A 26,963-nucleotide genomic window follows, 5' to 3' on the forward strand; every position below is an offset into this window, starting at 1 on the left:
CAAAGGGGGCCGGCTTGCGCCTGATGTGACAAATGAATTGCGGCTACTCCATAATGTTCCATATCGACGGCCATGAAATGCGCCTCCCGATGTCGGGACATCCGGAATTTCTGAAAGATTCCGGGCAGCTGGATTCGGGCCTAATGTGAGTTTTAGAGGGATTCCATGAACGCTCCGCTACGCGGCTACACATTGGATTTCATCCAGAGGATGCTGACCCAACAATCCGGGCGAGCATCCGGGTGGTTCCGGGACCTGGAACTCAAATCCGTATTCCAGCCCGCCTTCTGCCTGCCCCAGAAGCACGCCGTGGGATTCGAAGCAAGCCTGCGGGGGATGGATCCGAACGGCAATGCGGTTTCTCCCGAAACCCTGTTCGGACCGGTGGAGAACTATTCCGAGATGGCGATGCTGGACATGTTGTCGGCAACGATACACGTCCACAATTTCTTCTCGCGGCGGCCGTCGCATGGCGTGCTCTCCATCAACCTGCATCCCGAAGTCTTCCTGGATTTCGGCAACAGCGCCGGGTTCCTGACCTCGCTCTTCAGCCACTACGAAGTCGCACCGCAGAAGGTGATGATCGACATCGCCGGCTCCGTGCTGGGGCACGAACGTCTCGACGATGCGATCGCCAGTTACCGCAGTCTCGGCTGCCTGATCTCGGTGGACCATTTTGGCGTGGACAATGCCAACCTCGACTCCATCTGGCACACCGCGCCGGCCATCGTAAAAATCGGGCCTTCGGTGGTCGCGGAAGCAATGAAGAAACCGCGCACGCGGCAGATCCTGCCGCGCGCGGTTTCCCTGCTGCACGAGATGGGAACGCTCGTGCTGATGGAAGGTCTCGAGTCCGAGGACCAGGCTCTGCTGGCGATCGACGTGGACGCGGATTTCGGCAGCGGCTACTTCTTCGGCCAGCCTGTCGATGGCGTCACCGATTTTTCGGAACCGGACGACCTGTTGAACAAGCTGTGGAACAACTACCGGGAACAGCGCGTTTCAGTCCGGCCGGACATGCGCGTGACGCGGGTCTCCCTGGAGAACGAGACGCTGCACTCATCGCACGCGGACGGACTGCGCAAAGCCTCGCCTTCCGACATCGCGCGTTACCGCCAGCAGCGGCACCCGTACCTCGCCGCTATCCAGAACATTGCGGCACAGGTGAGGTCCGGCGTCGCGCTCGAGACTTCCAGCGATGCCTTCCTCGGCCTGGAAGGCGCATTACGATGTTTCCTGCTCGACGGCAGCGGCAGCCACCTCGGTGCCGACATTTTCTCGGCGAGCCCGCCGCCAAGGCAAAGCGCGGATTTCTACAGCATGGGGGCCCTCAACAAGAGCGACTGGTCGCGCCGGGATTTCTTTCGTCGCGCCATCCACGAACCGGAAGTGGTCCAGGCCACCCGGCAGTACTGTTCGCTGACCGGATACCTGCATTGCGTGACGTTCTCGATGGCGACAAGGGCCGGCAACGGCAAGCCGGTGGTGATCTGCGGCGACGTCGACTGGTCGACACACGCGCGGATTCAGTGACACACCGATCGCCCGGTCGATCAATTTACGGGTCGGCAATCGCGCAGCGAAGCTACTGGACTGGCAACCCCAGGCTAGAACCAGCAAGACAACCGTGGTGCAACGGCCGGCAGCACGGTGAACCTTCTCATGCCAGAACCCTGCCCATGGAAGCATGGTAAATCGCCGCATACTTTGCAGGGTCCTTCTGGAACGTTGTCCTGCAGCCGTCACAGCAGAAGTAGTAAGACACGCCTGCGTACTTCTCGATGTGCATCGGATTGGCGGTGCTCACGGCCAACCCGCAAACGGGGTTGATGACTGTGCCTTCCACCGCCGCCGTGCCAGGCGCAGTGCGCGAATTCTGCTGGCTCCTGTCTTGCCCGGCACCCTCGGCCGCCTCCTGCTGAACCTGCCCGGCGTTCACGGGTACCTGGCCACGACCGCGCAACAACGCCAGCACTGCGACGATCGCAACCAGCGCAATCTCGCCCGGTGTCTTGGCACCGGCATCCGGGCCCGCGGGGGCCTGCAAGCGCGCAAGCTGTGATTCGTCGACGCCGCGCATCCGCATCACGGCGCGCAGCTTTTCCGCTTTTCGCCGGCTTGCGATCATCAGCACCTGCTTTGCCGGGCTGCACAAGGCGGCCTCGAGCGCTTCCTCGTCGCCTTGCCCCTGCGTCGCGACCAGGACGACGGGCGCTTCACCCGGAGTATCGGTAAGCCTGATTCTGAGCCGTTCCGCAAGGAACCGCGCCTCGTCGGCGGCAGGCGTGCTCCCGAGCACGCACAGCGCGCTGCGAACGCTGTAAGGCTGGATGAAGAGTTCGATGCTCCCGTTGCTGGCGCAGGACATCGTGTAGTGCTCGACATCCTCTTCTGGATAAACGCGGTCGTTGCTGATGCGCACGAGCTTCGGCTCGCCGTTCTCGATGGCGCTCTGCGCAGCGCTGATGACCACGCTCTTCGCGCACCCTCCGCCGATCCAACCGTGCAGCGTCCCGTCGGCGAGGACGATCGCCTGGGCGCCAAGGTAAGCCGATGTGGGGGCGATCGCCCGAACCACCGTGACGAGCGCGTAGGCCTCGCCGCGGCTGTTCAGTTCGCGCGCCATATCCGGGAGTTCGTCGTTCGTCATCGCAACGCCTCGATGATCCGCGGCAATACGCGCTCGATGCCCGCAAGGTCGGCGCCCGGCGCGAGCAGATCGATGTGCGGCATGGCCGCCTGCATCCCCCGGCTCTCGGGACTGAAACCGGGCTGGTTCAACAACGGGTTGAGCCAGATCATGCGCCGCGACCGCCGTCGCAGCGTGGCAAGCGCCTGCGCCAGAAGCTCCGGCTCACCGGTGTCGTAACCGTCGCTGACGATGATCACGCCGGTGCGCGAATGCACCAGGCGCGCCGCGTGGTCGCGGTTGAAATCCCGCAGGCATTCGCCGATGCGCGTGCCCCCGGCCCATCCGGCGGCAAGGAGGTGCAGGCGTTCCTGCGATCGCCACGGGTCCGGGTCGCGCAGCGCCTCCGCCACGCCGGTGATGCGGGTGTGGAAAATGAAGCAATGCACGTCGGCCAACTCGGCGCACAGCGCGCGCGCAAGGCGCAGGTAAAAAAAGCTGTAGAGGCTCATCGAACGGCTCACGTCCAGGAGCAACAGCAGGCGCGGGCGCACGCGACGGCGTTCCTTCCAGGCGAGCCGCAACGGCGTGCCGCCGCAGGCCACGCTCTGCCGAATGGTGCCCTGCAAGTCGAGCCGGCGGCCGTGATGAAAGCGTGCTTCACGGCGCAGATGAAGGTGCTTCAGGCGCCTGGCGAAACGGCGCATCAGCGCCTCGATGTCGCGCGCGTGTTCTGCCTGATTCAACTCGCGAAAATCCGTGGACGCCAGGGATTCTTCGCGGCTCGCTCCGTGTCTGGCGGTGCCAGCGTCAGCGTCGCCGGCGACTCCGTGGCCCGCACCGGCGGCAGGCTCGATTTCGCCGCCGTCGCGCACCCCAGCAGTCGCCTCCCGCGCCCCGGCGGCAACAACGTTGCTTTCCACGAATATTTTTTTGTTCGGCGGCAGGAAGTAGGCGTCGAACAGGGCATCGAAGCGCCGCCATTCGTCGCCACGGCCGCATAGCAGCGCCTTGAGGCTCCAGCGCAGGATCTGCTGATCGAGAATCCCGGTCTGCACGGCCGTTTCGAGCACGCGGATCGAATCTGCGCCGCCTACACCGTAGCCGTTGGCGCGCAGGAACCCGGCAAAGCCTGTCAGACGCGCCTGCAAGGCTGCGCCCGGGTCAACGGCCGGGGAAGCGGCGACGATCAACATGCCGCCGCAATCCGGGCGACGACCTCCCGGGTAAACCCGGCGCGGTCCTCACGGGTCTTGATGAGGGCACTCAGGGTTTCGAGGATGCGCTCCGCCCCGTCGTCGTCGATCACGGAAATTCCCATGCGCAACAGGGCCGCCGTCCAGTCGAGCGTCTCCGCGATGCCCGGCTTTTTCTGCAGTTCCATGCGGCGCACGCTCTGCACGAATTCGACCACCTGGCGGGCAAATTGTCCCGCCGCCCGCGGCGCCTTGATTTCGACAATCGCCAATTCCTTCGCGAAGGCGGGATAGTCGATGTACTGGTACAGGCAGCGACGGCGCAGCGCGTCGGAGAGTTCGCGCGTGCCGTTCGAGGTAATGACGACCAGCGGTCGGCTAACGGCGCGCATGGTGCCGAGTTCCGGGATCGACATCTGGAAGTCCGATAGCAGTTCGAGCAGGTAGGCTTCGAAGGCCTCGTCGGCACGGTCGACTTCGTCGATCAGCAGCACCGGCGGCTCGGCGCAACTGATCGCCTCGAGCAGCGGTCGCTTCAGGAGATAGCGCTCGGAGAAGATGTCCTGCTCCTTTACGACAGCCGGACGGTCATCATGCTCGAGCAGCTTGATCGCCAGCAATTGCCGCTGGTAGTTCCATTCGTACATTGCGGCGTGAACATCGAGCCCTTCGTAACACTGCAGGCGGATGAGCCTGGCGCCGCGCACCGTGGCGAGCGCCTTGGCGATTTCGGTTTTTCCCACGCCGGCGTCACCCTCCAGCAGCAACGGACGGCCGAGATCCAGCATCAGCAGCAGCGCAGCCGCGAGCGCAGGCTCGGCGACATAACCGGCGCCCTCCAGTTGGAGTTCCAGGTCGACGACCTCATTCATGCGTTGGGCGGGAGGATTCACGCCGTTTTCCTGGAAAACAGGCCGCGCAGCCAGTCCTTGAAAATCGTCCACACGAGCGCGAGGCCGTTCAGTTCCCCGGCAGCCGGTGGAGGGATAGCCACTGCAGCCGCCGGCACGCCGCCGCCCGCTGCCGCGGGAGCCGCTCGTTGCGCCTGGAGCGCGCTGACCTGACCCGCGAAGTTGTCGGCGAACTGTTTCAGGATCTGGTCGGCGACCGTGTTCATCATGCGTCCGCCGAAGGCAGCCGCCTTGCCGCTCATCGATACTTCGCTCGCGCCCACCAGAGTGCAAAGGCCTCCTTCGGCAGCCTCGATACGGGCAGTCAGATTCATGGAAGCGCCTGAACTCCCCGTACTATCGGTACCCTTGCCCAGCAGACGCAACGTCCGGGCGGCCGAGTCGACATCCTTCATCTCAACCTCTCCCCGGAAGGACATCGTCGCCGGACCCACCTTCACTGTCACTGTTCCCTTGTAGCGTCCTGCGTCGAGGCGTTCGGTAATCTTCGCCCCGGGCATGCACGCGGCAACCGCTTCGAGGTTCTGCAGGAATTCCCACGCGACCTCCGCCGGGCACGGCATGGGATACGTCTTGTCGATCTGGACGTTCATGCCGATTGTCAGCCGCTTATCCGACCGGGCGCCCTATCTTGTGCTGATGCCGAGCGCTTTGCATTGCTGCCACACACGGAAGGCGGTGTGCGGCATGTCCATGTGCGTCACCCCCAGATGCGCAAAGGCATCCACAACCGCGTTGGAGAAGCACGGAATGCCGCCGACATGGGGCGATTCCGCCACGCCTTTGGCGCCGATCGGATGGTGCGGCGACGGCGTGACCGTGTGATCGGTTTCCCAATGCGGCGTTTCCACGGCCGTCGGCAGGAAGTAATCCATCAGGCTGTTGCCGAGATGGTTGCCGTTCTCGTCGAACGGGATAGCCTGACCAAAGGCCACGGCAAAGGCTTCCGTAAGACCGCCATGGATCTGGCCTTCGATGATCATCGGGTTGATGCGCGTGCCGCAATCGTCCAAGGCGTAGAAACGCCGGACCTTGGTCTCACCGGTAAAACGGTCGATATCCACAACGCAGACATAGGCGCCAAAAGGGAAGGTCATGTTGGGCGGATCGTAGTATTCCGTTGCATCGAGCCCCTTCTCCATGCCGTCCGGCAGGTTGCTGGTGTGCGCCGCCATGGCGATCTCTTTCATGGTCCTGGCCTGGGCCGGGTTGCCCTTGACCTTGAAGCGGTCGACCTCCCATTCCAGATCGCCTTCGCCCACCTCCAGCAGGTGAGCCGCGATCTTTTGCGCCTTTGCGCGGATCTTGCGCGCAGCCATCGCCGCTGCGGCGCCGCCGACCGGAGTGGAACGCGACCCCCAGGTGCCCGCTCCATAGGGGGCCTTGTCCGTATCGCCTTCCTCGATCTGGATCTCGTCCGACGACAAGCCCAGCTCGGTGGCGATGATCTGGGCGTAGGTCGTCGCGTGGCCCTGGCCCTGACTCATCGTGCCCAGCCGGGCAATGGCGCTGCCGGTGGGATTGACGCGGATGTCGCAGCTATCGAATAGTCCTATGCCGAGGATGTCGCAGACCTTGGTGGGTCCGGCGCCGACGATCTCGGTGAAGGTGCAAACCCCGATTCCCATCAGTTCGCCTTTGGCCCGTTTCTGGACCTGTTCCCTGCGCAGGCCTTCGTAATCCACCGCCTTCAACACCTTTTCCAACGCGGCTTGGTAGTTGCCGCTGTCGATCGTCCATCCCAGGGACGTGTTGTAAGGAAACTTGTCCGCGCTTACGAAGTTGCGCCGGCGGATCTCGGCCTTGTCGATGGAGAGCTTCTGCGCCAGGACGTCGATCATGCGCTCGATCAGGTACACCGCCTCGGTCACCCGCAGCGAGCAGCGATAGGCCACGCCGCCGGGTGCCTTGTTTGTATAGACCGCATCGACCCGGCAATAGGCCTTGGGAATGTCGTAAGAGCCGGTGCAGATGCTGAACAGGCCGGCCGGCAGCTTGGTGGCCGATACGTGGGAATTGAACGCGCCGTGATCGGCCAGTGCGGTAAAGCGCAAGGCCTTGATGCGGCCATCCTTGTCGGCCGCCAGTTCGCCGACGCCGTGATAGTCGCGCGCGAATCCGGTCGTGGAGATATTGTCGATGCGGGACTCAATCCACTTGATCGGCACTCCCGTCACGATCGACGCCACGATGGCAACGACATAGCCCGGATAGATCGGGACCTTGTTGCCGAATCCCCCGCCGATGTCGCCGCCGATGATGCGGATCTTGCTTTCGGGAATGCCGGATAGCATCGCGACCACGGTGCGCACCAGGTGCGGCGCCTGCGACGTAATGTAGACCGTCAACTGTCCCGTGACCTTGTCGAACGAGGCCACGCAGCCGCAGGTCTCCATCGGACACGGATGCACGCGCGGGTTCAGGATCTCTTCGCGGACGGTCACCGCGGCGCCGGCGAAGACCGCATCCGTGGCGGCCTTGTCGCCCGCTTCCCAGGTGAAGATATGATTGGGATGGGTGCGCTTGCCGTGACCGACCTCGTCCTTGCCGGCGATGTCTTCGCGAATGACCGGGGCACCGGGAGCCATGGACTTGTGCGGATCGACGATTGCGGGCAACTCCTCGTAATCGACTTCCACCATGTCCGCTCCATCCGCGGCGCTGTAGCGATCGCTGGCGATCACCATCGCGACCTCCTGCATCTGGAAGCAGACTTTCTTGTCCGCCAGCACGGCCTGAACGTCGCTGCCGAGCGTCGGCATCCAGTCCAGTTTCACCGGCTTCAGATCCTCCGCAACCAGGACCGCGACGACACCCGGCACGGCCAGCGCCTTGGCCTTGTTGATCGATTTGATGCGGGCATGGGCATAGGGGCTGCGCACCATGGCTCCGAACAGCATGCCCGGCAGCTTGATGTCATCGATATAGCTTCCCTTGCCGCGGATGAAGCGGGCGTCCTCCTTGCGCAATCTGGAACTGCCCAATCCCTGAAGCTTTTTTTCGCGCTCGATCGTGTCGGTTGAACCAGCCATGGCGAAATCTCCCGGTAAGGTGCTACGTATCAGGTATGCGCCGACGACATTTTCTTCGCCGCGTACTGCACCGCCTTGACGATGTTCTGGTAGCCCGTGCAGCGGCACAGATTGCCCGCCATCCAGTAGCGAATCTCTTCTTCCGACGGGCTGGGGTTTTCCTTGAGCAGCCGGAAGGCGCGCGTAATCATGCCGGGCGTACAGTAGCCGCACTGCAGTCCGTGTTCCTGCGTAAAGCCTTCCTGCAACGCGTGCAGTTCGCCTGACTGCTCGAAACCCTCGATGGTGAGCACTTCGGCGTCCTGGCATTGCACGGTGAGCACCGTGCAGGACTTCACCGACATGCCGTCGAGATCGACGGTGCACGCGCCGCAGTGCGAGGTCTCGCAGCCGATGTGCGGACCGGTATGCTGGAGTTTCTCGCGCAGGCTGTGAATCAGCAACTCGCGCGGCTCGACCAATACTTCGACTTGCCTGCCGTTGAGCTTGAACGACACCGCTTGTTTCTTGGCCATGTCTTTCTCCTCGCAGTCGAATCAGTGGGTGGCGCGCGAGCGGGCCGTGCGCAATGCCCGCTGCGTCATTTCGCCGGCCATGGCCGTCTTGTACTCCGCATCGCCGCGCTGATCCGCGGCCGGATCACAGATGCTCATCGCAAGCCTGGCAGCCTCTGCGATCGAAGCGTCATTCATGGCCTTTCCTCGCAGCGAGTCTTCAGCCGCGCGCGCCCTCAGCACGGAGGCGCCGACGTTGGTCAGCGCAATCGCGACTTCCTGGACAGTCTCGCCTTTCATGCGCAGCATGACGGCAGCCGCCGCGGTGGCGAAATCGCCGACCTTGCGCTTGAGCTTGGCGTAGCAGGTACCGGTTCCCGGCGCGGGGACGGGGATGCGTATTTCGGTCATGATCTCGCCCGGCTTCAACAGCGTGGCGTAGCTGCCGACGAAGAAGCCATCCGCAGGCACGACGCGCTCGCCTGTCGATGCCTTGAGAACGAAGGACGCGCCCAACACCAGCATCAGCGCCGGATGGTCGTTGCCCGGGTCGCCATGGGCGATATCGCCGCCGATCGTGCCCTTGTAGCGCACCTGCGGATCGGAGATGAGCCGTGCGCCCTCGACCAGCAATGGACACTTGTCCTGCAGCAATTTCGACCAGATGAGTTCGTTCTCCGTGGTCATTGCGCCGATGCGTAGCGTGCCGCCGTCCTCGCGTATGCCTTTGAGTTCGCGAATCCTGCCCAAATCGATCAGATGGCCGGGCTGGGCAAAGCGCAGTTTCATCATCGGCAACAGACTGTGGCCGCCGGCGAGCAACTTGGCCTCATCGCCGAACTGCTTGAGCAAGCCGAGCGCGTCGGGAATGGTCTTCGGCGCGTAATACTCGAATTCGCGGGGAATCATGGTCGCTCCTCCCAGAGGCATGTTCTTCTATGGCCAATACTGTTCTTACGCACTGCAACAACACAAGTGTTGTTTGCGCAGATCGCCGGATCATGCCCGCCAATGGCAGGGAACGAGTTGCTGGCGCGCTCTCTGCGCGCCAACGCGTTTACTCGACGGCCTCCAGTGCCGGCAATTCGAGCCGCCAGCCGGTGCGTTGTGCAAGCGCCTGCACATCCTCCACCGTGTCCAGGTCGGTGATGAAGCGGGTGTTGGCGGTTTTGTGCATATGCACGAGTTCGGGTTGGCGCTCGATCAGGTGGCGGCAGCCCAGGTTCATGCCGCTGGCGAGAATCTGCGCGTGCGCCACCTCGTCGAGCAGGATGGGGTTGCCCCGTTGCCCATCCACCACCGGCACCACGACATGGCCCGCCGGGCGCTTCTTGAACGCTCCGATCAGCTCGGTCAAATCGCCCGCTGCGATCAACGGCTGGTCAGAGGGCACGATGAATATCGCATCGAAGATTCCGTTGAGGGCGGCCAGCCCTACCCGCACCGAGCCTTCCTGACCTTGGGCATGCGCATCGTTGTGCGCCAGCGTCACCGAAAAGCTCCGCACCTGCTCCTCGATCGCGTTGCGCGCGTGGCCTGTCACCACGACCACCTCGTCGACACCGGCACCGCTGAGGGCGACCAGTTGCCGGCTGATCAGCGGCACTCCCTGAAGCCGTATCAGCGGCTTGGCCACACCACCCATGCGCCGGCCTTCGCCGGCAGCCAGCAGGACTGCACCGATGCGCAACCTCGGGTACAGTCCGCCGCCTTGTTTGAGCAAGCATCCCATGATCGTGATTCCGTCAGTCTGGTTCGTGAATGAAGGCGCGTTCATACCGGTCTATCGGGTACGCGCGACAAGCTCGACCGATTGTACGCCGGCATGAACCGGGTGACATGGTGTCCGGTGCGGGCGAGTGCGGGCGCGGTTCGCTTCCCGGCCGGCGGGCAGCGGTGCCGCGCCTAGCGCACGGCGGCGTGGGATCCGCCTTACATCCCGCCGAAGGCGGGTTGCCCTTTACTCGCCCCTTATGGGCGAAGCCCGGTTATGGTCGAAGACCGGTACCCTGCGGGATCCAGCGAAGTCGGGCGGCCCTCGTTCCTCGTCCCTGGATTTTTCGCTTCATGCGCAAGCAACATGCGCTTGCGCTCCAGCCCGCCGGCGTAACCGGTCAGGGAATTGTCGGCGCCGATCACGCGATGGCAGGGCACGATGATGGATATCGGGTTGCGCGCATTGGAGTGACCGACTGCGCGCGAGGCCGTCGGTCTGCCGATACGGCGTGCCAGCTCGGCGTAGGAGAGGGTCTCGCCGAACGGGATGTTGCACAGCTCGCGCCACACCGTCATCTGGAATGCGGTGCCTTGCGGCGCCAGCGGCAGGTCGAACTCGGTCAGCGCGCCGTCGAAGTAGGCCCGCAACTGCGCAACGGTCTGCGCGAACGGCGCCACGCCGCCGTCGCGAACCCAGTCGGGCTGAACGGCCGGACGGTGTTTGTCGTTGTCGGTATGCAGGCCGGTGAGCGATGTTCCGTCGGACATCAGCAGCAGCGGACCGACCGGGCTTTCGAACGTCGTATAAAAAGTAGTCATGCGAGTGTTCTCCATAAATGCATGGCGGCATAGCCGCGCCACGGGCGCCAGATTTCCGCATGCGCCAGGATCTTGCGCTCGTCGTCGATGCCGAGCGCCTTGCGAATGCCGAGGTCGGTCGCGGGAAACGCATCCGGCCAGGAAAAAGCGCGCATCGCCAGATACTGCGCAGTCCACTCGCCGATTCCCGGCAACTTCTTAAGCCGCGCAATCGCTTCGTCCACATCGGCACCGGGTTCGAGCAGGTTCGGGTTTCGGGCCATCGCGCGCGACACCCCGAGCAGCGTGTGCGCGCGCGCCGACGTCACGCCGATCTTCGCGAGTGCCGCCGGCGATGTTTTGGCAACCCTCTGCGCGGTCGGCATCAGCAATCGCAATTCCGGAAACGGCATCTCGACCGGCTCGCCGAAGGCCGCCGCAAAACGGCCGGCGATCGTCGTCGCCGCCTTGACGCTGATCTGCTGGCCGAGCACCGCGCGGATCGCCACCTCGTAGCCGTCGAACGCGCCGGGCAACCGCAACCCGGGACACAACGCCGCGAGCCTGCCCAGACGTTGCGCGATGCGCGCCGGCTCCGCACCCAGGTCGAACAACCTGCGCACTCGCGTCAGCACCGCCGGGATTGCGCGTCCCAGTTCCGGGGCAATCTCGACGGACAGCGCGTGGCGGCGCGAGCTCGGCTGCACGCGGATCCAGCCGGTGCGTCCGCCGATACTCACGGTGCGCAGATAACCCAAATCGACGATCGCCTCGACGCCGGCGTAAAGGCGCTTGTCCAGGAACTGCAGCAGCGCTTCCCAATCCAGCGGCGGCCGGTAGGCGAGATCGAACAGGAAGCGACCCGCTGCCTTCGAGCCGTCGGCACCACGACGGAACTGGCTCGGATTCAGGCGGTAGTTGGTCTTGAATGCGTCGTTGAAGCGCCGCAGGCTGGCAAAACCGCTTGCAAAGGCGACTTCCGTGACGGGCAGCATGGTGTCGGTCAGCAACAGCTTCGCGGTCAACAGCCGCTGCGTTTCCAGCAACTTGTTCGGCGAGACGCCGAATTCGTCCTGGATCACCCGTCGCAAGTGTCGGTCGCTGATTCCCATCTCCGCAGCCAGCGCGGGCACGCTGATTTCGTTCAGCGCGCCGTCTTCGATGCGGCGTCCAAGCGCCACCGCAAGGCGGTTGCGCGAATCGACCAGTGCGTTACCGGGCGCGATCTCGGGACGGCAGCGCAGGCAGGGACGAAAGCCCGCCAGTTCGGCGGCCGCGGCGTTCGGATAAAAAGTGCAGTTGCGCTTCAGCGGCCGGCGCGAATTGCAGATCAGGCGGCAGTAGATGCCGGTGGACGAGACGCCGACATACATCAATCCGTCGAAACGGGGATCGCGGCTGACGAGCGCCTGGTAACAGCTTTCGGGATCGAGTTGCATGCGAGCATGGTGCCCGCTCTCGCAATCCCGCGCTAGCCATTTTCGGACATGCAGTTCCTCCCTAGCCGGCTTCGACCGACACGATCTTCGGCAGGGTTTCGTGGTGATGTACCACCAGACGCTTGGCGTTCTGCCACACAGGAAATTCCGCCGTGTCCATCATGAACATCTTTTCAATCTCCACGTCGACCTGGCGCTCGCGCAGCCGGCGGCGGTCGCGCTTGCCGCAAAAGCGCGCCCAGTTGATCGAAGCCCAGCCCACCTGGATCAGGCCCATCACGAGGACGATGATGCTGTAAAAGCCGATCAAGTCGACCAGTGCTTCCCAGCCGCGGCGCATGACCATTTCTTCATAAACCGCGGTATAGCCGGCGTACCACGCCAGCAGCGTCGCCACCGGCAACAGCAGATAGACGTATGCAGTCCACAGCACGATGGTCAGCATGCTGAAGAAGGCGCGCATCGCCGGGGGCTGAAGCTCGGGCCGCTCGATGACAAATTCGCTCATGTGGTGTGTATTCCCCGATCGGGACTGCGCCAGGTTGCACGCTTGCCGGTCCGGCGCATGAGGACACGGGGCGTGGCGACAACGGTGGTGAAAACGTTGATGACCCAGAACGCGACCGGGTACCAGATCATCCAGAAGTAGTAGCGGAACAGGCCCTTCTCGTAGCGCGAGTCCATCAGCAGCGCGATTGCCACCTGGAGCATGCAGGTGATGCCGATCAGCACGCCGGAAAATCCGGGCAACAGGGTCGGCACCTGGATCGCCTGCGGCAGGTCGACGAACTTGCCAATGGCCCACAGCGCGAAGGTGATCAACATGGTGTGGGCCCACAGCATGCTGACGAAGTACTCGAGGAAAATCGGCCACATGCGCCGCTCGCGCCAACTGCGCAATTCGCCGAAGCGGCGGAAGATCACCTGCGCGCCGCCCATCGCCCAGCGCAGCCGCTGACGCCACAGCCCGGTCAGCGTCTCCGGCATCAGGATCCAGCACAACGCGCGCGGCTCGAAGCGCACGTCCCACTTGGCGATCTCGAGTTTCCAGGTAATGTCGATGTCTTCGGTCAGCATGTCCGGGCTCCAGTAGCCCGCCTGGTGCAGCGCCGACTTGCGGAAGGCGGCGACTACGCCGGACATGGTGAACAGCCGGCCGTAAGTGCGCTGTGCGCGCTTGAGCAACCCCGCCGTCGAGGAAAACTCGCCGACCTGGATGCGCCCGAACAGCGTCGAACGGTTGCGGATGCGTGGATTGCCGGTGACCGCACCGACCCGCGCGCTGGAGAGGAAGTGCCACATCATCCAGTTCGCCGCATTCCTGTCGAGCAGCGCATCCGAGTCGATGCAGATCAGGAATTCATTGCGCGTCAACAACGCCCCGGCCGTCAAGCCCATCGCCTTGCCCTGGTTGGCCGCGAGGTGGATCACACGCAACCTCGGGTGCCTGCCCGCCAGTTCGTCGAGGATGCGGCCGGTGCCGTCGTTGCTGCCATCGTTGATTGCGATGACTTCGAAGTCCGGATAGTTCTGCCGCATCAAGTGTTCGATGGTTTCGGCGACTATGCTCTGGTCGTTGTGGCAGGGCACCAGGAAGGTCACCGCCGGCGTCATCGAAAGCGACGGCGGCGCATTGACCCTGCCCAGCTTGATCTCGTAGTGGAAGAAGTAATACAGCGCGCCGATCATCCAGTGATAGGCCATGAACAGCGGGTAATAGAACGCGAAGCCGAACAGGATCTTGCCGGCCAGGCCGAATTCTTCAAACATGTTTTGCGCCCTTCATGGCCGGGTCAGTCCTTGCGCGGAAAATTCTGCAGAGACAGTGCCGGCTTTATCGTCGCCAGCGCCGGACGGTCGGCAACGAAATCGTCGGGGTAATAGCCGATGTTGACCGCGCCCAGCCGTTGCAACCGCTGCATTTGTGCCGCGAGCTCGGCCGCCGGCACCGGCTTGCGCGTGTTCCAGTCGACGCTCTGCAGTTCGAATACGGTCTTCGTCAGTCCGCCCGGCTGCGCGGCAACCTTGCGCACCAGCGTCTCGAACCAGGCATCGGGCCTGACCGCGCCTTCGAGCAACGGCATCGCCATCAGCGCCGTATAGTCGTAGGCCGAAAGGAAATCGGGCAGCGACTGCGCGAAGCGCGCCTGGCTTTGCGGTTCCATCACGGGCCGCGCGTAAAGATTGCGCGCGGTCTTGATCGAGCCCTGGTAACGGCGTACCCGCTGCGCCAGTTCCCCGGTGAATGCGATCAGTGTTGCGGTCTTGCGCTGTGTCCAGCGTTCGAGCAGCAGCGGATCGGCACGGATCGCCTCGATCGATGCCGGCAATCCCCACTCGGCATAAGCCTGTTGCGCGGCGGGGCTGGCATCCTCGAAGTCGTTCAGCGTCGCGTCGTCGTGGAAGAGCAGACCGTCGAAGCGCGCATGTTGCGCGAGGTCTTCGTAAATTTCGCCAACGATGTCGCGCACTTCGGCGCTGAATGGCGTCAGCCGCCGGTAGCGGTTACCCGACGCCGGTGCGGCCGGATCGAAAGACTGCACGGCAAATTCCGCAATGGCGTTGTTCGAGGGCAGTTCGAACGCCATCACCGGCATCCACGCATAGACCTTCACCAGCGCGCGCGTACTCAGTTGCCAGGCGACATGCGAGAACAGGTCGGCGCGCATCGGCAAATGGCGATTCGGAAAGTAGACGGACCCGGCCTGGCCGTTTCCGTCCGGATCGGAGAAGGCTTGCAGATAGACAGTGGTCACGCGCAAGGCTCGAATGCGATCGAGCAGGCGGTCGAGGTTGGCCTGTTGCTGGCGCGGATCGGCGTCGTAGACGTAGTCGAGATCGATGTGCACGACGCGCTGCGGCACCGGCAGCGGCCCCTTGTCCACCAGCGCTATGAAATCGTTCAGCGCCGGATTGTTGATGATCGCGTCGCGACGGATGCGCGACAGGTCGCCCGCGGCTTCGTTGGCACCGCCGTCCAGGTTCATCGCGAACGGCATGCCGAGTTCGCGCGCGATCTCGATCGCCTGCCCGCTGTCGCGCCCATAAGGCCACACCATCACCCGCGGTGCGCGCCCGGTCCTGGACTTGATCAGCGCGGCGTTGCGGGCGAGATCGGCACGTATGCGCGCGGCGTGCGCGCGCTCGTCCTCGTAGCCGCTGCCGGCCTCGAAGCGATAAGTCACCACCGCCGGGATCATGTTGCCCTGGGGATTGGCCAGGATGCCGCGATGCAGGTCGTAGCTGTGCGAGGCGATCTCGACGAGTCCGGAGGCAGCCATTTCCGAAATCTGCTCCCAGGACAGGAATCGGCTGCGCGGAACTTCTTTGCCTTCGTATTCGACCGTCCTGCCCGCCGGCGCATCGAGCCAGTGGCCGGACAGCGCGACGACGGCCGGATAGTCGAACAGCTTCAGCAGCGGAAATACACGGGTATAGACGCTGCGGTAGCCGTCGTCGAAGGTCAGCAGCACGGCCTTGTCGGGCAGTGCGCGCTTGCCCTCGCGGGCGGCAATCACGTCGTCGAGGCCGATCACGTGAAAGCCGTTTTCCTTCAGCCAGGCGAATTGCGAAACGAGTTGCGCGGTATCGACGGCGAAGGGATCGGGAATGACGCGCACGTCTTCCTGCACGTCGTGGTAACACAGTACGCGGTATGTGTTCGCCGCCAGCCCCGCTGCGGGGAGGCACGACATGAGCAGAACGAACAGGAAGGCGCGGGCCATCTAGAATTTCCAGTTCACGGCAGCGTTGTAGTAATTCGCGTACTCGCCCCGGCCGTCGTAGGGATGCAGCGTGCGCTGCGCGCCATAGAGCAGGCTCAGGCGGTCGTCGACGTTCCATTCGTGCTCGTAACGGATGCCGCGGGTCGGGCCGCTGCCGAAGTTCTTTTGGTCGTACTGCCCGATCGATAGATAGAGCCGGTGCGCGAAACCGCGCTCGTAACGGCGCCAGAGGCGCTGCTCGCCGATCAACGTTACGTCCGCGCCGAAATCGCTTTCGGGATTGAAGTAAGCCGCGCCGGCCAGCGAGTTGCGGGACGTAGACAGGCCGAGCACGCCGTCGAGCTTGTAGACCGGGCCGGTGATCAGGCGCTGGGTCGCGGAGCCGCTGAGGATTTCGCGCCGGTTGCCATCGCTGAAATCGATGTTCTGCACGCCGGCGCGGAAGCTGCGCGATTCGCTGACGCGGTAAGTCGCACCGGCACGCAGCGACCAGCCGTGCACACCCGTGCTGCGGGCCTGCAGCGGAATATCGTTGCTGGACGTGTCGGCGGCGACTTCGATGTTCCATTGGTCGTTCGCCCACCAGTCGCCCGCCACCGACAGGCCGGCGTCGGATTCGTCGTCGTAGCTCTCGTTGACTTCTGCGGAGGCATGCCAGTCGCGGATGCGATACTCGGCGCCCACACCGATGCGGCGCCGGAAGCCCGTGCTGTCGGGAAACGTTGCCTGCGCTTCGAACTGGTGAAGAAAGGCGCGCCAGTCGCGATCGATCGGCGCGGAATAGAGATGGGTCTCGATCTGGTGTTCGCGCGAACCCAGCGGACCGCCGCTGCCGCTCGAGTCGCCCGTGCCGGCCTCGACCTGCAGCTCGCGCATCTGATGGATGCGCCACAATCGCGCGACGCGCTGCACCTGTTTGTCTTCGGGGTATTCCCCTTCGAGCGTGGCGGCTTCGCGTTGCGCCGGCTCCCAGTCGCGCAATTCGCGCAGGGTGTCGGCGTAGCCGATGCGCGCCGCGCGATTGCGTGGCTCGGCGGCAAGAATCCACAGGTGGTCCTGCTCGGCACGGCGCGGCCAGCCGCGCGCGTTGTAGACGGCTGCGAGCTTTTCGCGCGCTTCCATGTTCCACGGTGCCAGGTCGCAAAACGCCTCGAGCCTGTGCTGCGCGTCGTCGAGCCGGTCCTGATAGCCGCGCGCCGCGCCGGCCGTTGCCAGGGCACTCGCGTAATCCGGGTTGTCGGCCACGGTGAGCGGGCTGTAAGCGTTGATCCGCTTCGGCGTCGCGGCCACAACCTTGTCGATCTGCTCGATCGCGGCTTGGTGCTGTTCCGCATCGGAGTAGGCATAGAACAATCCGACCTGCGCGGCAAAGTCGCTTTCGCCCTTCGATTGCGCCTGCAGAAACAGATCGCGCGCCTTTTTTGGTTGATGGAGATAGAGAGACGCATCAGCCGCGGCCGCCTGCGCATACGGCGCAACGTCGACGCTGTCACGAACCAGGCTCTCGTGAAGATCCACCGCTTCCTGCATGCGCACTCGATTGCGCAACAGCACGATGCGATCGAACTGCAGACGCCGCTGCGTCGCGCTCGCGGGTTTGCCGGATGCGGCGGCTTCCTTCAGCAACTGTTCGTTCTGCGCCAGTGCGGCGTCGGTTGCCGCGAAACGGCCGGGCGCATCCTGGTCCGCCGCCGCACCCCAGCGCGTGGTGATCGCTGCACGTTCGCTGCGCAGGGCAAGCAATTCTTCGTCGGTGAGCAGGCCGGGCGAGGCCTGCGCGAGTTCAAGCGCACGATGCGGCGCGCCGAGCCGCGCGACCGTGAAGATGCGGTTGCGCTGCGCAGCGCGGTTTCCCGGATCGAGCACGAGGATGCGCTCGTATACCGGCAACGCCTGCGTGTGCTCGCGCTGTGCGCGCAACGCTTCGGCGTACGCTTCGAGCAGCGGAACCTGGCGCCACGTCGTCTTCCGTCGGCTTTCGAGCAACGCGACGGCTTCGCCCGCCTTGCCATCGTCGATCAACGCATAGGAAAGCCCAACGATGGCGTCGTTGCGATCGGGTGCCTGGCGCAACGCTGCGCGGAAGAGTTCGGCAGCGACGGAGAAACGCTTCTGGTTGTTGGCTGCCCGGCCCAGACGAACCAGTACCGCGGGAGGCGCCGAGAAGAGATCGACCCTGGGCATTAACGCCAGCAGCTCGGCGTCGCGATGGGCCTCCTCGAGCGCCTGCAGGTAGTCGTAGAGGAAGGGTTTGCTGCCCGGATTACGATCCGCCTGTTCCTTGAGCCGTTGCAGGCGCTGCAATTGTGCTTCGTTCAGAGGTGGCGAGGGCGGCTGCGGGGGGTTTTGCCCCCAGCACGGGAGGATGGGTGTGGCGCCCAGAAAAGCCAGGGCCAGCACTAAGCGATGTGGAGGTCTCAGAACCCTCTTTCAATTTTTCTTTAGATTCAGCAACTGGCGCAAGTAACTTCACAAACTTTCTAGCGCCGGTCACAACAGCACACTCGCGCACGCGAGCAGCCCCCTGCAAAGCTGCATGGATTCTACGGTAATCCCGTCGGGAATGACGACTGGATCGCTGAAAATTTTTAGAAGGAGAAGACCGGCAAAACCTGCCGGATTTTCCAAATCGGGGCTAGCTCAGCCTGACTCCATTTCCTCACAAATCCAAGCCACAAAAATCACGTTCAGTCCGTACCTACGTTTGACTCGACAAGAAAGAGAGCACCGGAAATTCTCCAGCGCAGAGGAAGGCAATGTATGCTGGGAAAACGAGGACAGAGTCTTGTTCTTTTGACATTCATTGCCCTTCGAAGAAGTCACTTCTTTGGGAGAGACCCGGCGTACTTTGTCCCCAAGCGCACCCACCTCGCCAGCGCCGGTTCGTCCGCGAGCCCGGCGGGTTCGACCAGGATCCACCCTTTCATCGGGCGGCCGCTCAGGTCGAATATGCGGGTGTGAGGTTCAGCCAGTGCGGTGGCGGTCGCAGCCGGGTCCAGGCGCACGATCAATTCCTGCCGGTGCACGCCGCAGCACATGTTGCCGTTGAGCAGAAACGCGAGGCCTCCGAACATCTTTTTCTCGGTCAGCCCCTTTTCCCCTGCAAGACGCTTGCGAATGCGCTCTGCAAGCCCTTCGTCGAAAGCCATCGTATGCACCTCCCGGTTGGTCGGCTGCAGCGTCGCATTGATACTGTCGCGCTCGGCGACAGCCGAAAACGTTGACCCAGCTTCAACCGCTAAATATTAGCTTACGCCGCAACAAGCTCGCAGTGAGAGTGCGGCGACAAGACCAGTGCGGCTGTTGGGGTTGGGCGTGCATTTGGCCTGTGTTGTGTCGACGAAGCGCTGCGCCGGTAGATCTATCTGAGGGATGAGGCCTTTGTCGTGCGCACACAGGCTCTGGCCGAGCCGCGACGCTCAGTCACGTGCGAGATTCCCAAGGCACAGCGACGCACAACGCACAACCTTGCCAGTGATCGAACGCCGGCGCCTCTCACGAGGAAGTCCTGTTCCGGGCGCACACGGAAAATGGCACAAGACCTTACTGTTCCATCTCGCGCGTCGAAAGTATGTTTGGAGTATCGTAAACGCCGCTCTATAAACGCGGGAGGCTCGCATGCCCAAACTTGTTCAGCAGTCGGTCAAGCTGCCGGCACCGCCGGAGCGTCTCTACGACATGTACCTGGACTCCTCACTGCACGCGGAATTCACCGGCGCCCCGGTGACGATCGGGAGCACGCCGGGCGCCGAATTTCGCGCATTCGGTGACATGCTGTCGGGCCGCATGCTGGACACCGCGCCCAAGCGCATGATCGTGCAGTCCTGGCGGGCGTTCCATTGGAAGCCGGAGGACCTCGACTCCATCCTGATTCTGACGTTCTGGCCCGACCCGGCGGGCGCCCGCATCGATCTGATGCACGTCAACGTGGCCGATCACGACGTCGAGGGCGTAACGGAAGGCTGGAAGAAATACTACTGGGATCCGTGGCGGGCCTGGCTGAGCAAGAAGCCTTGAACTGCTCAGGGCATTTTTCTCCATTGGATTGGAGCCATCAGTTGCAGCCATTATGGGACTGGAAGTACTGTGCGGCTTTACTAGACTCGGGTAACGATTGACCCCGTCATGCGTTCGATTCACGAAAACTGACGTGCTGCGGACCCTGTCTCGATATGCCGGCAAAATCATCGGCGCCGCGTCTGGCGTTGCGGCATGCGGATTATGGCTGTGGACCCTTGGCACACCTCAGGGCGTCTTCTCACTCTCTGCCGCGAATATCGCGATCGACGTACTGATGATGCTGATTGCCATATCCGCTGTGATCGCGTCGGTACGTGGTCACGGTCTGGCCTTGGTGGTCATGTTCATCATGTCTTTTTTCCCGGTGGGTGCTTACCTTTTTGGAATCCCTCATTGGCTGCGCTGGATTGGCGTATTGGATCTCGGCTTCCTGGTGGCCGGTCTCATGATTTGGTCTTCGACACCGAAGACGGCGGAGCATCAAGCGTCGGTCACCGATCAGAGAGATCGGTAGCGGCGACAAAACCCGGGTTAGAGCCTGATCCCTTGTTTTCTTGTTTTGCACGTGCAGACTGCACGGGGCTCCATCCCAAGGCGGAGCGGCATGCGCTCCACGAGCACTGATTAGCGAGCCATCGCCGCCCGCTCGGTCCGGAAGCCCCTCACCGCGGCCATCCCAAGGACAACGAACAACGCGAGGACGATGAGGTGTGTCACCACAAATGCCGGAGCCTTTTGGGTGGGAGCTATGGCGATCAGTGCCGGGATCTTTTGAAAGAGCTGCGCGACCAGGACGAAGACATTGAGGTAGAGCGCGACCACCGTGGACACGACGAAGACCCCACGCCAGGCCCCGGCGAGGTGCTTCCAGTAACGCGTGGCGATGGCGGCAAGCAATACGACGAGTGAGATACCCCCCACGATGTGGGAGGGCAGGAGGGTCGCGAAGGGGAAGCCAAACCCGGTGACATTGGTTAAGACGGTGGTCACCAAGTAGACCACCGTCCAGCCGTCGAACCGTACCCCTGCCATGAGGCCTCCCACCACGACCAGGCCCGCGATGATTCCCACGAGACTCAATACAACGTGGATCAGCGTGAATGTAAGGAGATCAATGATCACGGTTGCATCCTTTCAGAAGGTAACCAGAGTCGTGCAATGAACGGGGCGGAACGCGGCGGCGATTAACATTGATTATGCCGACGGCAACGTCCGCATATCAATTGATGATGATGACAGCAGTATCGTAACCCAACAGCATGAAACGCAACAGCCTTGTGATGCCCGTGTCCGTACAACAACACCCAATAATGTGGCACCGTCCTGCGGAGCGCGCCTCCCGCCTATCCTCAGAAGTGTTTTGCCTTGCGAATGTCCGATCATGACCTTTTCAAACCCCTCTCATATGAGTTGGGGTCGACTTGGTCAGGCACTGTCTGTCACCTTAATTCTGAGCTACGATGAATTACGTTTAGATCGCACCTACGTTTGACGCGACAAAGGTTACTGAACAAGTATTGGAACTTCTCGCGGAAAACTTCTTTGTGCACACTGCATGCTCGGCCTCATTTCCCCCTAGGTTCGATGGGTGCGTCGTCTGACCGTCGATATCGTGCGGTACCGTGTTTCCGACAAAACATCCGCGTTACATCTACTTCCGGAATTTTTCTGCAATGCTGTCGATCGTGGCAAATACGGGCTCGATCGAATAGCCGGCCACAAATGCCAGTGCCACCGGCGACAGCGAGATACCGCTCCCTATCCAGCCAAAACCTACCACGACTCCGGAAAGTGCCCCCAACGCAACTCTCACTTGATGCCGCACGGGTGACGTATTGGAGAAAGTGGTGTCCTTTATCTGATCGGATATCAAACGCGTCACGTAGGCACAAGCGCCGATCAATCCGAGCAGAAGTGGCAAGAACGTCACGTTGATCACTTTAATGACCATCATCCCCTTCTCTTGGGTCTCGGTTATCCATCGTCTGTTCACAAAGAATGCAAGTATCTCTCTATTCATGCCCGTCAAGTTGGTGGGGTGAGTCAAGTCCCCCGGTTGGAACCCTGTGTCGATGAGCCCGAAGGAAGTGAGATAGCCAAACAACTGCAGCTTGGTGACCATTTTGCTTGTGTCAAACCACATTTTCTCGAACTCATTATTGATATCAATTATGGTTTTTTTCTGCTCAGGCGACAGTTTGATTTTGGCGAAGTCTTCTTCCGCTGGTATCCCTCCGAGCGAAGTCAGTCCCTGACTGATTTTGTTGGCGATCTGTTCATCAGCGGCAACTATCTTGTCAATCTCGGCGGATAAATTAGCTGCGGTCGCAACAATAAACTGAAGGCAAATGGAAGCGAAAAGCGCGATTAAAAGAATGCTGAGATAATTTCTGGCGGTGCTCTTCGCAAGTGATGTTGTCTCCAGCCGCCACCATAGAACCCAGGATCGACGCTGACGGTTCAAGCTGTTTGACGACATCGTATCCAGGCTCACCGGCTTGATGATTGAACAGAGCGTATTAAATGCTCCCCAGAATTTCGAGGATACTTCGGGCGTCCATGTGCTGGTATCCCGCGCCTCCCAAGCTGATGCGATCGTGGCGACGATATCTGGAGAAATTGATTTTGCGTTTTCGGCGGAGAATTTCAGCAGAATTCCTACTTGCTCGAGTGCAGCCAACTCGATTTCTTGAGGTTTCGACATGGTTTTCGCTTGCTAAAGGTTCGAAACTAATTAACCTTTTAATCCTGGACCATTTTTGCGAAAAAGCCAAGCCTATACAGCGCGCCTGACTCCTCAGAAATATACGCGGTGGGGCTATCTCGCGAAGCGATCGACGCAATCTTTGCTGTAATCCGCTTGATTCGGGCGGTTGCCGGTACGGTGAATACGCCCCCCAGGTTTCGCGCGACGAGGTGGCGAACTCGATTGCCGCTTTCAGGGAATTGAGCGCCGCCTTCGAATGATTCCAGTTGGCCGTTTCCAGCCCCTCCCAAAAAATGAGTTTGAGTCGAATTGGTCAGGCGCCATCTGTCAGCTCAAGTCTGAGTTACCACAAGTCACGGTCAAGTCGTACCTACGTTTGACGCGACAAAGGTTACTGAACAAGTATTGGAACTTCTCGCGAAAAACATCTTTATGCACACTGCAGGCCCAACCCCGCTTCTTGACCCCGCTTCGCTTTCCCCCCGGCCGTGCGACGTGGAGCTTGACGTCGTCGTCGGTGGTCAGGGTTGGCATGTCATTTTTCCTACTACCGATTCACCTGAATCAGCTCGATGCTGACGCCATCTGGCGCGGCGACATAGCAAAGCACCATCCCGGGTTTGAATTCCCACGGCTCCACCGCCATGCGCACGCCTTTTTGTTTCAGTGCCGCGCAGAACGCCCGCAGATCCCCTCGATAGGTGAAACCGAAGTGATCGGTCCCCCACTCGTCGTGGCTGGAGTAACCGTCGAATTGCTGCATAGGTTTGGTCGCGGTCGGTTGTTCTCCCGGTCGTTGTCCGCGGATGACGATTGTCATGCCGCCGACCCGGACATCGATCTGCGGCGCGCCGCGTAGATTGGGTTGTTCCGCGGCGATCTCGCCACCGAACATTTCCTTGTACCAGTCCGCGGCCGCCTTCGGGTCCCGGCTGATCAGATGAATGTGGTCGAACGCAATCACTTCGCCCATACGGCTATTCCTCCCGGCAGTGCTCTGGGAAAACTCGATAGGCTGAAGGCGTTCCCTTCGGCTCTCTTTTCTGGTCAGCGCCCTTCCGCGATCGAGAGTTCCTGAAGCTGCCACACACGCACCTTGCGCCCGCGGGCGCGCAACAGTGGTGCTGCCATCTCCTGCATACGCACCACAGCCCGAACTTTTTCCGGGAACGGCAACTCAGCGAGTTTGTGCCTGCGGGCTTCTTTGGCAGCAAGGAGTCTGGCGATTTCGGGAGTCAACTCTTCCATTGTTTCCAGTTCGATTCAAGGTCATGGCGCGCCAACACGCCGGACAAGTATTCCATATCCAGCTTTGCCTGGGTATTGAAGATTCGCACCCGCTCGCGGTCTTTGTCCCGCCCGGTTTGAAGGCAGATGGCCACAAGATGTTCGGCACGTAGCACCCGAGTATGCGTGTCCTCGTAGGGTGTGTCGAGTGCCTCGGCAAGGGCTTCCTCCAGCAACGCGTTGTACGCCGGCAGAAACTGCACCGGCACACCCTCGATGAATACGCATTCGCCTTCCTCCGCATAACCTTGCTTACGCAGGGCCGTGTAGAGCGGCGCAAGAGAAAGCAGTCCGCCACGGGTCTGCGGTAGAACGACGAACACATCGAGATCGAAAGTCAGCAGCGGCTCAACGTAGAAAGTTGCTCCCATAGCGCCGCCGATTGCGTAACGTCCAAGTACCCCGGCGCGTTCGAGATCGTTGAGTACTTGCAGTGTGCGTCGCATCGTCGGCGCCTTCCCGGAGCCATCAGCCCATACATGCCCGTTATCAACTGTAGTTTGCCATGGAATTCTTCCGGGCAAGGTCAAAAACCATATAGCCACGGAAACACACGGAATGACGCGGGAATCAATCCGGAAAGCAGACCACGTCATTGCTTCTTTCCTTCCGCGTGGTTCCGCGGCTAACCTGCCTTGGCCCTTCCCCAGATCATTCTCCGTGATTCCGTGCCTCGGCAGCCGTCGATACGAGGAACGTGAAAAATTCTCGAAGTCATTGCACCTTGATGCCTGTTTCTTTCACAAGCTTCGCCCAGCGTACTCGCTCAGCGGCGAGAAACACCCGGAACGCTTCCGGTTTGCTGGCAACGATTTCGGAATCGGCGAATTCGCGGCGAGCTTTGATGGCCGGGTCGCGCAGGATCTTGCTCAACTCGACTTGCAGCCGCTCGACGATCTCGGGCGCCAAACCGGCGGGGCCGGCCATCCCGGTCCAGATGGTCATTTCCACTTCGGGCATGCCGAGTTCGGTGAAGGTGGGTACATCGGGCAATTGCGGGGATCGCAATGCGCCTGTGGTGGCCAGCGCATGCAAACGCCCGGCCTTGACGTATGGGTCCACGGTCGTCGCAAAGCCAAAACCATAGTCCACCTGCCCGCCGATGAGATCGGTGATCATGGGCGCTTCGCCCTTGTACGGCACCGCGGGCACCTTGATGCCGACCCTGCGATTGAACACCTCGGTCGCGAAATGATTGAAGTGCGCCACACTCGGGGTTCCATAGCTCATCGTGTCGCCCTTCGCTTTGACCAGCGCCACCAGCTCGGCAACGGTCCGCACGTTGAGCGAGGCATTGACCACCAGCACGGCGGGACGGCGCAGGAACTGGGTGATAGGCGTGAAGTCCTTCGCCGCGTCGTAGCCGACATCCATGCCGATGGCCTGCGCGATCGCCTGCTCGTTGGGCGACATGTAGAGAAGTGTATAGCCGTCCGGCCTTGACTTGGCAACGGCGTCGGCGCCCAGCACGCCGCTGGCCCCGGCACGGTTGTCGATCATGATTTGCTGCCCGAGGGCTTTACCGAGCTGATCGGCGATGATGCGCGCCTGCGTATCCGCCACGCCCCCGGCCGGCCATGGCACGACCCAGCGGATGGGGCGGGTGGGATACGGGTCCGCAGCCCACGACAAGCCGGCAACGAGCAGCAACCCGAGCGCGAGTCCCAGCGCACGGGCGAACGCTTTGGTTCGATGGATCATCCGGACGCTGGCCAGCTTGAACCGGCGCAGCGTGGGCGTGGCAGAAAGCTGGCCATGACGCCTAGAAAGTATAGGCTTGTCATTTTTCAGTGGTGCGGTTAGATGTTGAATCCACCCTGTCATTTCCTTGCGGCCAAGATCGCCTGAAACTCATCGACGACGAGCCGACAATACCAAGTCAACCTCACCAGGTTTCAAATTCTTGTCACCAAAAAGCTCTGTTTGAGTTTTCCCTTGATAAGGCCTATCGCGAACCTGGATCTTCCTTCCCGGAAACGCGTACTGCAGTGCTGTATAAGTCGCATACAACGTAAATTCCCGAGCATCAGTTCTTACGTAAACTGCCGCTCGAGGTGTCAGAAGCATTGCTGCTTTCTCAAACACACGATGAAGCAAAACCTGATAGTCGATCATGTTTTCGAAACCACCTCGACTCATATGCTTTGACTTGACGGGACGTGAACGGCCCCCAAGGAGCCATAGCCTTAGCCACTGGTCATAGTGGTAGTTAACAACCGCGTAGTAAGGGGGCGAAGTTAGCAACAGATCAAACCTTTCTCGCCGCCTTGCCAGCTCGGTCAATACTTCAACTGAATCCCCAAGTCGAACCTTGGAATCAGAGAACTGTGGGGTCCCATGCTTGTACCGCCACTCGATCCGCGCTGTTAAGAACGCGATAGGGTCTTTGCGCTCCGGCTGCATCTTTTTCGAACGCCACCACTCCACTGAATAGTCTGGAGCCATGGATCGCGATTGATGCATTTGATTAGAAAGTGAACGCGCCAAATCGCCGTGTAAATTGTTCAGCAAGAATGCCATCAAAGTTCGATCTACCGAGTTTCTGCGCCAATTCAGATGGCTTCTAGCGGCCAACAGGAATCTCAAAACTTCGGAAGAGAAGCACCAACGAAAGAACTCAGGCAATTGGCGAATTGCGGGCGCGCTACCTGATCGCGCAAGCTCCGCGAGCTCCGCTAGCCTTGCAAGAACCGCATCCTTTGGTGCGGGACACAATTTCACCTGGCCATAGATCCATCCAGCCGGATGCACTTCGATTCCTACTCCCGTCCGTCCAATTGCCGCAGCAGCGTAGATACTTGTGCCGCGCCCGGCGAAGGGATCAAGTACACGACCACCTTGTGGACAGTAGTACCGCACGGTCTTTAGTGCGAATTCCATTGGGAACATGGCGTAATAGGGTCCCAACCCTGCCCAGCGTCCCAAGAATCCTGTTAGCTTGCCTTCCCCTTTTCTTTTCAGTGGCCTGAAAAGAGGTCGACCAGTCTCGCGAACAAATCGCATTGATTT

25 protein-coding genes are annotated in these 26,963 nt (G+C 61.5%); 3 read left to right on the plus strand and 22 right to left on the minus strand.

Translation table 11 applies throughout. The features are described from left to right. The first annotated feature begins 165 nt into the window (after nucleotides 1-165). A complete protein-coding gene (locus tag HY067_21790; protein MBI3530587.1) occupies nucleotides 166-1,533 on the plus strand; it encodes an EAL domain-containing protein in 1,368 nt (455 codons plus the stop codon). Between the two features lie 127 nt (nucleotides 1,534-1,660). On the opposite strand, the gene HY067_21795 is transcribed toward HY067_21790, so the two are convergent. The 15 genes from HY067_21795 to HY067_21865 form a co-directional block, all read right to left on the minus strand. Further along, nucleotides 1,661-2,650 carry an XdhC family protein gene (locus HY067_21795; protein MBI3530588.1) on the minus strand — a complete coding sequence of 330 codons (990 nt, stop codon included), beginning with the start codon at nucleotides 2,648-2,650 and terminating at the stop codon, nucleotides 1,661-1,663. Beyond that, nucleotides 2,647-3,825, minus strand: coding sequence for a VWA domain-containing protein (locus HY067_21800; GenBank protein MBI3530589.1), 1,179 nt, complete (start codon nucleotides 3,823-3,825; stop codon nucleotides 2,647-2,649). The genes HY067_21795 and HY067_21800 overlap by 4 nt, the downstream gene beginning before the upstream one ends. Next, the gene (locus HY067_21805; protein MBI3530590.1) at nucleotides 3,819-4,697 is read right to left on the minus strand and encodes a MoxR family ATPase; all 879 of its coding nucleotides are present in this window, start codon (nucleotides 4,695-4,697) and stop codon (nucleotides 3,819-3,821) included. Before HY067_21805 ends, HY067_21800 begins: the two co-directional genes overlap by 7 nt. A gap of 17 nt (nucleotides 4,698-4,714) precedes the next feature. Next, nucleotides 4,715-5,329 (minus strand): SRPBCC family protein, encoded by a 615-nt coding sequence (locus HY067_21810; protein MBI3530591.1) that lies wholly within the window; start codon nucleotides 5,327-5,329, stop codon nucleotides 4,715-4,717. A 33-nt stretch (nucleotides 5,330-5,362) separates the two neighbouring features. After that, the gene (locus HY067_21815) at nucleotides 5,363-7,768 is read right to left on the minus strand and encodes a carbon-monoxide dehydrogenase large subunit (GenBank protein ID MBI3530592.1); all 2,406 of its coding nucleotides are present in this window, start codon (nucleotides 7,766-7,768) and stop codon (nucleotides 5,363-5,365) included. Nucleotides 7,769-7,797: 29 nt separating this feature from the next. After that, on the minus strand, nucleotides 7,798-8,283 hold the full coding sequence (locus HY067_21820) for a (2Fe-2S)-binding protein (GenBank protein MBI3530593.1): 486 nt from the start codon (nucleotides 8,281-8,283) through the stop codon (nucleotides 7,798-7,800). 21 nt (nucleotides 8,284-8,304) lie between these two features. Next, nucleotides 8,305-9,171, minus strand: coding sequence for a xanthine dehydrogenase family protein subunit M (locus HY067_21825; GenBank protein MBI3530594.1), 867 nt, complete (start codon nucleotides 9,169-9,171; stop codon nucleotides 8,305-8,307). A gap of 148 nt (nucleotides 9,172-9,319) precedes the next feature. After that, a complete protein-coding gene (locus tag HY067_21830) occupies nucleotides 9,320-9,994 on the minus strand; it encodes a nucleotidyltransferase family protein (protein MBI3530595.1) in 675 nt (224 codons plus the stop codon). A 239-nt stretch (nucleotides 9,995-10,233) separates the two neighbouring features. Beyond that, entirely contained in the window at nucleotides 10,234-10,797 is a 564-nt protein-coding gene (locus HY067_21835) for a methylated-DNA--[protein]-cysteine S-methyltransferase (GenBank protein ID MBI3530596.1), read from the minus strand. Next, nucleotides 10,794-12,215 (minus strand): helix-turn-helix domain-containing protein, encoded by a 1,422-nt coding sequence (locus HY067_21840; protein ID MBI3530597.1) that lies wholly within the window; start codon nucleotides 12,213-12,215, stop codon nucleotides 10,794-10,796. The genes HY067_21835 and HY067_21840 overlap by 4 nt, the downstream gene beginning before the upstream one ends. 61 nt (nucleotides 12,216-12,276) lie before the next feature. Continuing rightward, nucleotides 12,277-12,723, minus strand: a complete 447-nt coding sequence (gene pgaD, locus HY067_21845; GenBank protein ID MBI3530598.1) for a poly-beta-1,6-N-acetyl-D-glucosamine biosynthesis protein PgaD — start codon at nucleotides 12,721-12,723, stop codon at nucleotides 12,277-12,279. After that, nucleotides 12,720-13,985, minus strand: coding sequence for a poly-beta-1,6 N-acetyl-D-glucosamine synthase (gene pgaC / locus HY067_21850; protein ID MBI3530599.1), 1,266 nt, complete (start codon nucleotides 13,983-13,985; stop codon nucleotides 12,720-12,722). Before pgaC ends, pgaD begins: the two co-directional genes overlap by 4 nt. Nucleotides 13,986-14,008: 23 nt before the next feature. Next, entirely contained in the window at nucleotides 14,009-15,940 is a 1,932-nt protein-coding gene (gene pgaB, locus HY067_21855) for a poly-beta-1,6-N-acetyl-D-glucosamine N-deacetylase PgaB (protein MBI3530600.1), read from the minus strand. Next, a complete protein-coding gene (gene pgaA, locus HY067_21860; GenBank protein ID MBI3530601.1) occupies nucleotides 15,941-18,244 on the minus strand; it encodes a poly-beta-1,6 N-acetyl-D-glucosamine export porin PgaA in 2,304 nt (767 codons plus the stop codon). It lies immediately after the preceding gene. A gap of 515 nt (nucleotides 18,245-18,759) precedes the next feature. Next, a complete protein-coding gene (locus HY067_21865) occupies nucleotides 18,760-19,089 on the minus strand; it encodes a TfoX/Sxy family protein (protein MBI3530602.1) in 330 nt (109 codons plus the stop codon). Between the two features lie 469 nt (nucleotides 19,090-19,558). On the opposite strand from HY067_21865, the gene HY067_21870 reads away from it, so the two are divergent. Both HY067_21870 and HY067_21875 read left to right on the plus strand, forming a co-directional pair. Further along, nucleotides 19,559-19,957: an SRPBCC domain-containing protein gene (locus HY067_21870; protein MBI3530603.1), complete on the plus strand. Its 399-nt coding sequence runs from the start codon at nucleotides 19,559-19,561 to the stop codon at nucleotides 19,955-19,957. Nucleotides 19,958-20,090: 133 nt separating this feature from the next. Beyond that, nucleotides 20,091-20,474, plus strand: a complete 384-nt coding sequence (locus tag HY067_21875; GenBank protein MBI3530604.1) for a hypothetical protein — start codon at nucleotides 20,091-20,093, stop codon at nucleotides 20,472-20,474. A 110-nt stretch (nucleotides 20,475-20,584) separates the two neighbouring features. On the opposite strand, the gene HY067_21880 is transcribed toward HY067_21875, so the two are convergent. The 7 genes from HY067_21880 to HY067_21910 all read right to left on the minus strand — a co-directional run bounded on the left by HY067_21880 (nucleotide 20,585) and on the right by HY067_21910 (nucleotide 26,957). Continuing rightward, nucleotides 20,585-21,082: a hypothetical protein gene (locus tag HY067_21880; protein ID MBI3530605.1), complete on the minus strand. Its 498-nt coding sequence runs from the start codon at nucleotides 21,080-21,082 to the stop codon at nucleotides 20,585-20,587. Nucleotides 21,083-21,611: 529 nt separating this feature from the next. Then, entirely contained in the window at nucleotides 21,612-22,664 is a 1,053-nt protein-coding gene (locus HY067_21885) for a hypothetical protein (GenBank protein ID MBI3530606.1), read from the minus strand. A gap of 550 nt (nucleotides 22,665-23,214) precedes the next feature. Further along, complete coding sequence (locus tag HY067_21890; GenBank protein MBI3530607.1) at nucleotides 23,215-23,640, minus strand: VOC family protein; 426 nt, start codon at nucleotides 23,638-23,640, stop codon at nucleotides 23,215-23,217. A gap of 74 nt (nucleotides 23,641-23,714) precedes the next feature. After that, nucleotides 23,715-23,915: a hypothetical protein gene (locus HY067_21895; GenBank protein MBI3530608.1), complete on the minus strand. Its 201-nt coding sequence runs from the start codon at nucleotides 23,913-23,915 to the stop codon at nucleotides 23,715-23,717. Further along, complete coding sequence (locus HY067_21900) at nucleotides 23,903-24,400, minus strand: hypothetical protein (protein ID MBI3530609.1); 498 nt, start codon at nucleotides 24,398-24,400, stop codon at nucleotides 23,903-23,905. The genes HY067_21895 and HY067_21900 overlap by 13 nt, the downstream gene beginning before the upstream one ends. A 268-nt stretch (nucleotides 24,401-24,668) precedes the next feature. Beyond that, complete coding sequence (locus tag HY067_21905; GenBank protein ID MBI3530610.1) at nucleotides 24,669-25,778, minus strand: tripartite tricarboxylate transporter substrate binding protein; 1,110 nt, start codon at nucleotides 25,776-25,778, stop codon at nucleotides 24,669-24,671. Nucleotides 25,779-25,805: 27 nt separating this feature from the next. Then, nucleotides 25,806-26,957, minus strand: coding sequence for a site-specific DNA-methyltransferase (locus HY067_21910; GenBank protein MBI3530611.1), 1,152 nt, complete (start codon nucleotides 26,955-26,957; stop codon nucleotides 25,806-25,808). Nucleotides 26,958-26,963 lie beyond the last annotated feature (6 nt).

The sequence above is a fragment of the Betaproteobacteria bacterium genome (assembly GCA_016194905.1).
Lineage (GTDB): Bacteria > Pseudomonadota > Gammaproteobacteria > Burkholderiales > JACQAP01 > JACQAP01.

What these genes read in the sequence shown, in the direction of transcription:
- HY067_21790 (MBI3530587.1), top strand. Translation starts at nt 166, where the DNA reads ATGAACGCTCCGCTACGCGGCTACACATTGGATTTCATCCAGAGGATG.
- HY067_21795 (MBI3530588.1), bottom strand. Translation starts at nt 2,650, where the DNA reads ATGACGAACGACGAACTCCCGGATATGGCGCGCGAACTGAACAGCCGC.
- HY067_21800 (MBI3530589.1), bottom strand. Translation starts at nt 3,825, where the DNA reads ATGTTGATCGTCGCCGCTTCCCCGGCCGTTGACCCGGGCGCAGCCTTG.
- HY067_21805 (MBI3530590.1), bottom strand. Translation starts at nt 4,697, where the DNA reads ATGAATGAGGTCGTCGACCTGGAACTCCAACTGGAGGGCGCCGGTTAT.
- HY067_21810 (MBI3530591.1), bottom strand. Translation starts at nt 5,329, where the DNA reads ATGAACGTCCAGATCGACAAGACGTATCCCATGCCGTGCCCGGCGGAG.
- HY067_21815 (MBI3530592.1), bottom strand. Translation starts at nt 7,768, where the DNA reads ATGGCTGGTTCAACCGACACGATCGAGCGCGAAAAAAAGCTTCAGGGA.
- HY067_21820 (MBI3530593.1), bottom strand. Translation starts at nt 8,283, where the DNA reads ATGGCCAAGAAACAAGCGGTGTCGTTCAAGCTCAACGGCAGGCAAGTC.
- HY067_21825 (MBI3530594.1), bottom strand. Translation starts at nt 9,171, where the DNA reads ATGATTCCCCGCGAATTCGAGTATTACGCGCCGAAGACCATTCCCGAC.
- HY067_21830 (MBI3530595.1), bottom strand. Translation starts at nt 9,994, where the DNA reads ATGGGATGCTTGCTCAAACAAGGCGGCGGACTGTACCCGAGGTTGCGC.
- HY067_21835 (MBI3530596.1), bottom strand. Translation starts at nt 10,797, where the DNA reads ATGACTACTTTTTATACGACGTTCGAAAGCCCGGTCGGTCCGCTGCTG.
- HY067_21840 (MBI3530597.1), bottom strand. Translation starts at nt 12,215, where the DNA reads ATGCAACTCGATCCCGAAAGCTGTTACCAGGCGCTCGTCAGCCGCGAT.
- pgaD (MBI3530598.1), bottom strand. Translation starts at nt 12,723, where the DNA reads ATGAGCGAATTTGTCATCGAGCGGCCCGAGCTTCAGCCCCCGGCGATG.
- pgaC (MBI3530599.1), bottom strand. Translation starts at nt 13,985, where the DNA reads ATGTTTGAAGAATTCGGCCTGGCCGGCAAGATCCTGTTCGGCTTCGCG.
- pgaB (MBI3530600.1), bottom strand. Translation starts at nt 15,940, where the DNA reads ATGGCCCGCGCCTTCCTGTTCGTTCTGCTCATGTCGTGCCTCCCCGCA.
- HY067_21865 (MBI3530602.1), bottom strand. Translation starts at nt 19,089, where the DNA reads ATGGCTTTCGACGAAGGGCTTGCAGAGCGCATTCGCAAGCGTCTTGCA.
- HY067_21870 (MBI3530603.1), top strand. Translation starts at nt 19,559, where the DNA reads ATGCCCAAACTTGTTCAGCAGTCGGTCAAGCTGCCGGCACCGCCGGAG.
- HY067_21885 (MBI3530606.1), bottom strand. Translation starts at nt 22,664, where the DNA reads ATGTCGAAACCTCAAGAAATCGAGTTGGCTGCACTCGAGCAAGTAGGA.
- HY067_21890 (MBI3530607.1), bottom strand. Translation starts at nt 23,640, where the DNA reads ATGGGCGAAGTGATTGCGTTCGACCACATTCATCTGATCAGCCGGGAC.
- HY067_21895 (MBI3530608.1), bottom strand. Translation starts at nt 23,915, where the DNA reads ATGGAAGAGTTGACTCCCGAAATCGCCAGACTCCTTGCTGCCAAAGAA.
- HY067_21900 (MBI3530609.1), bottom strand. Translation starts at nt 24,400, where the DNA reads ATGCGACGCACACTGCAAGTACTCAACGATCTCGAACGCGCCGGGGTA.
- HY067_21905 (MBI3530610.1), bottom strand. Translation starts at nt 25,778, where the DNA reads ATGACAGGGTGGATTCAACATCTAACCGCACCACTGAAAAATGACAAG.
- HY067_21910 (MBI3530611.1), bottom strand. Translation starts at nt 26,957, where the DNA reads ATGCGATTTGTTCGCGAGACTGGTCGACCTCTTTTCAGGCCACTGAAA.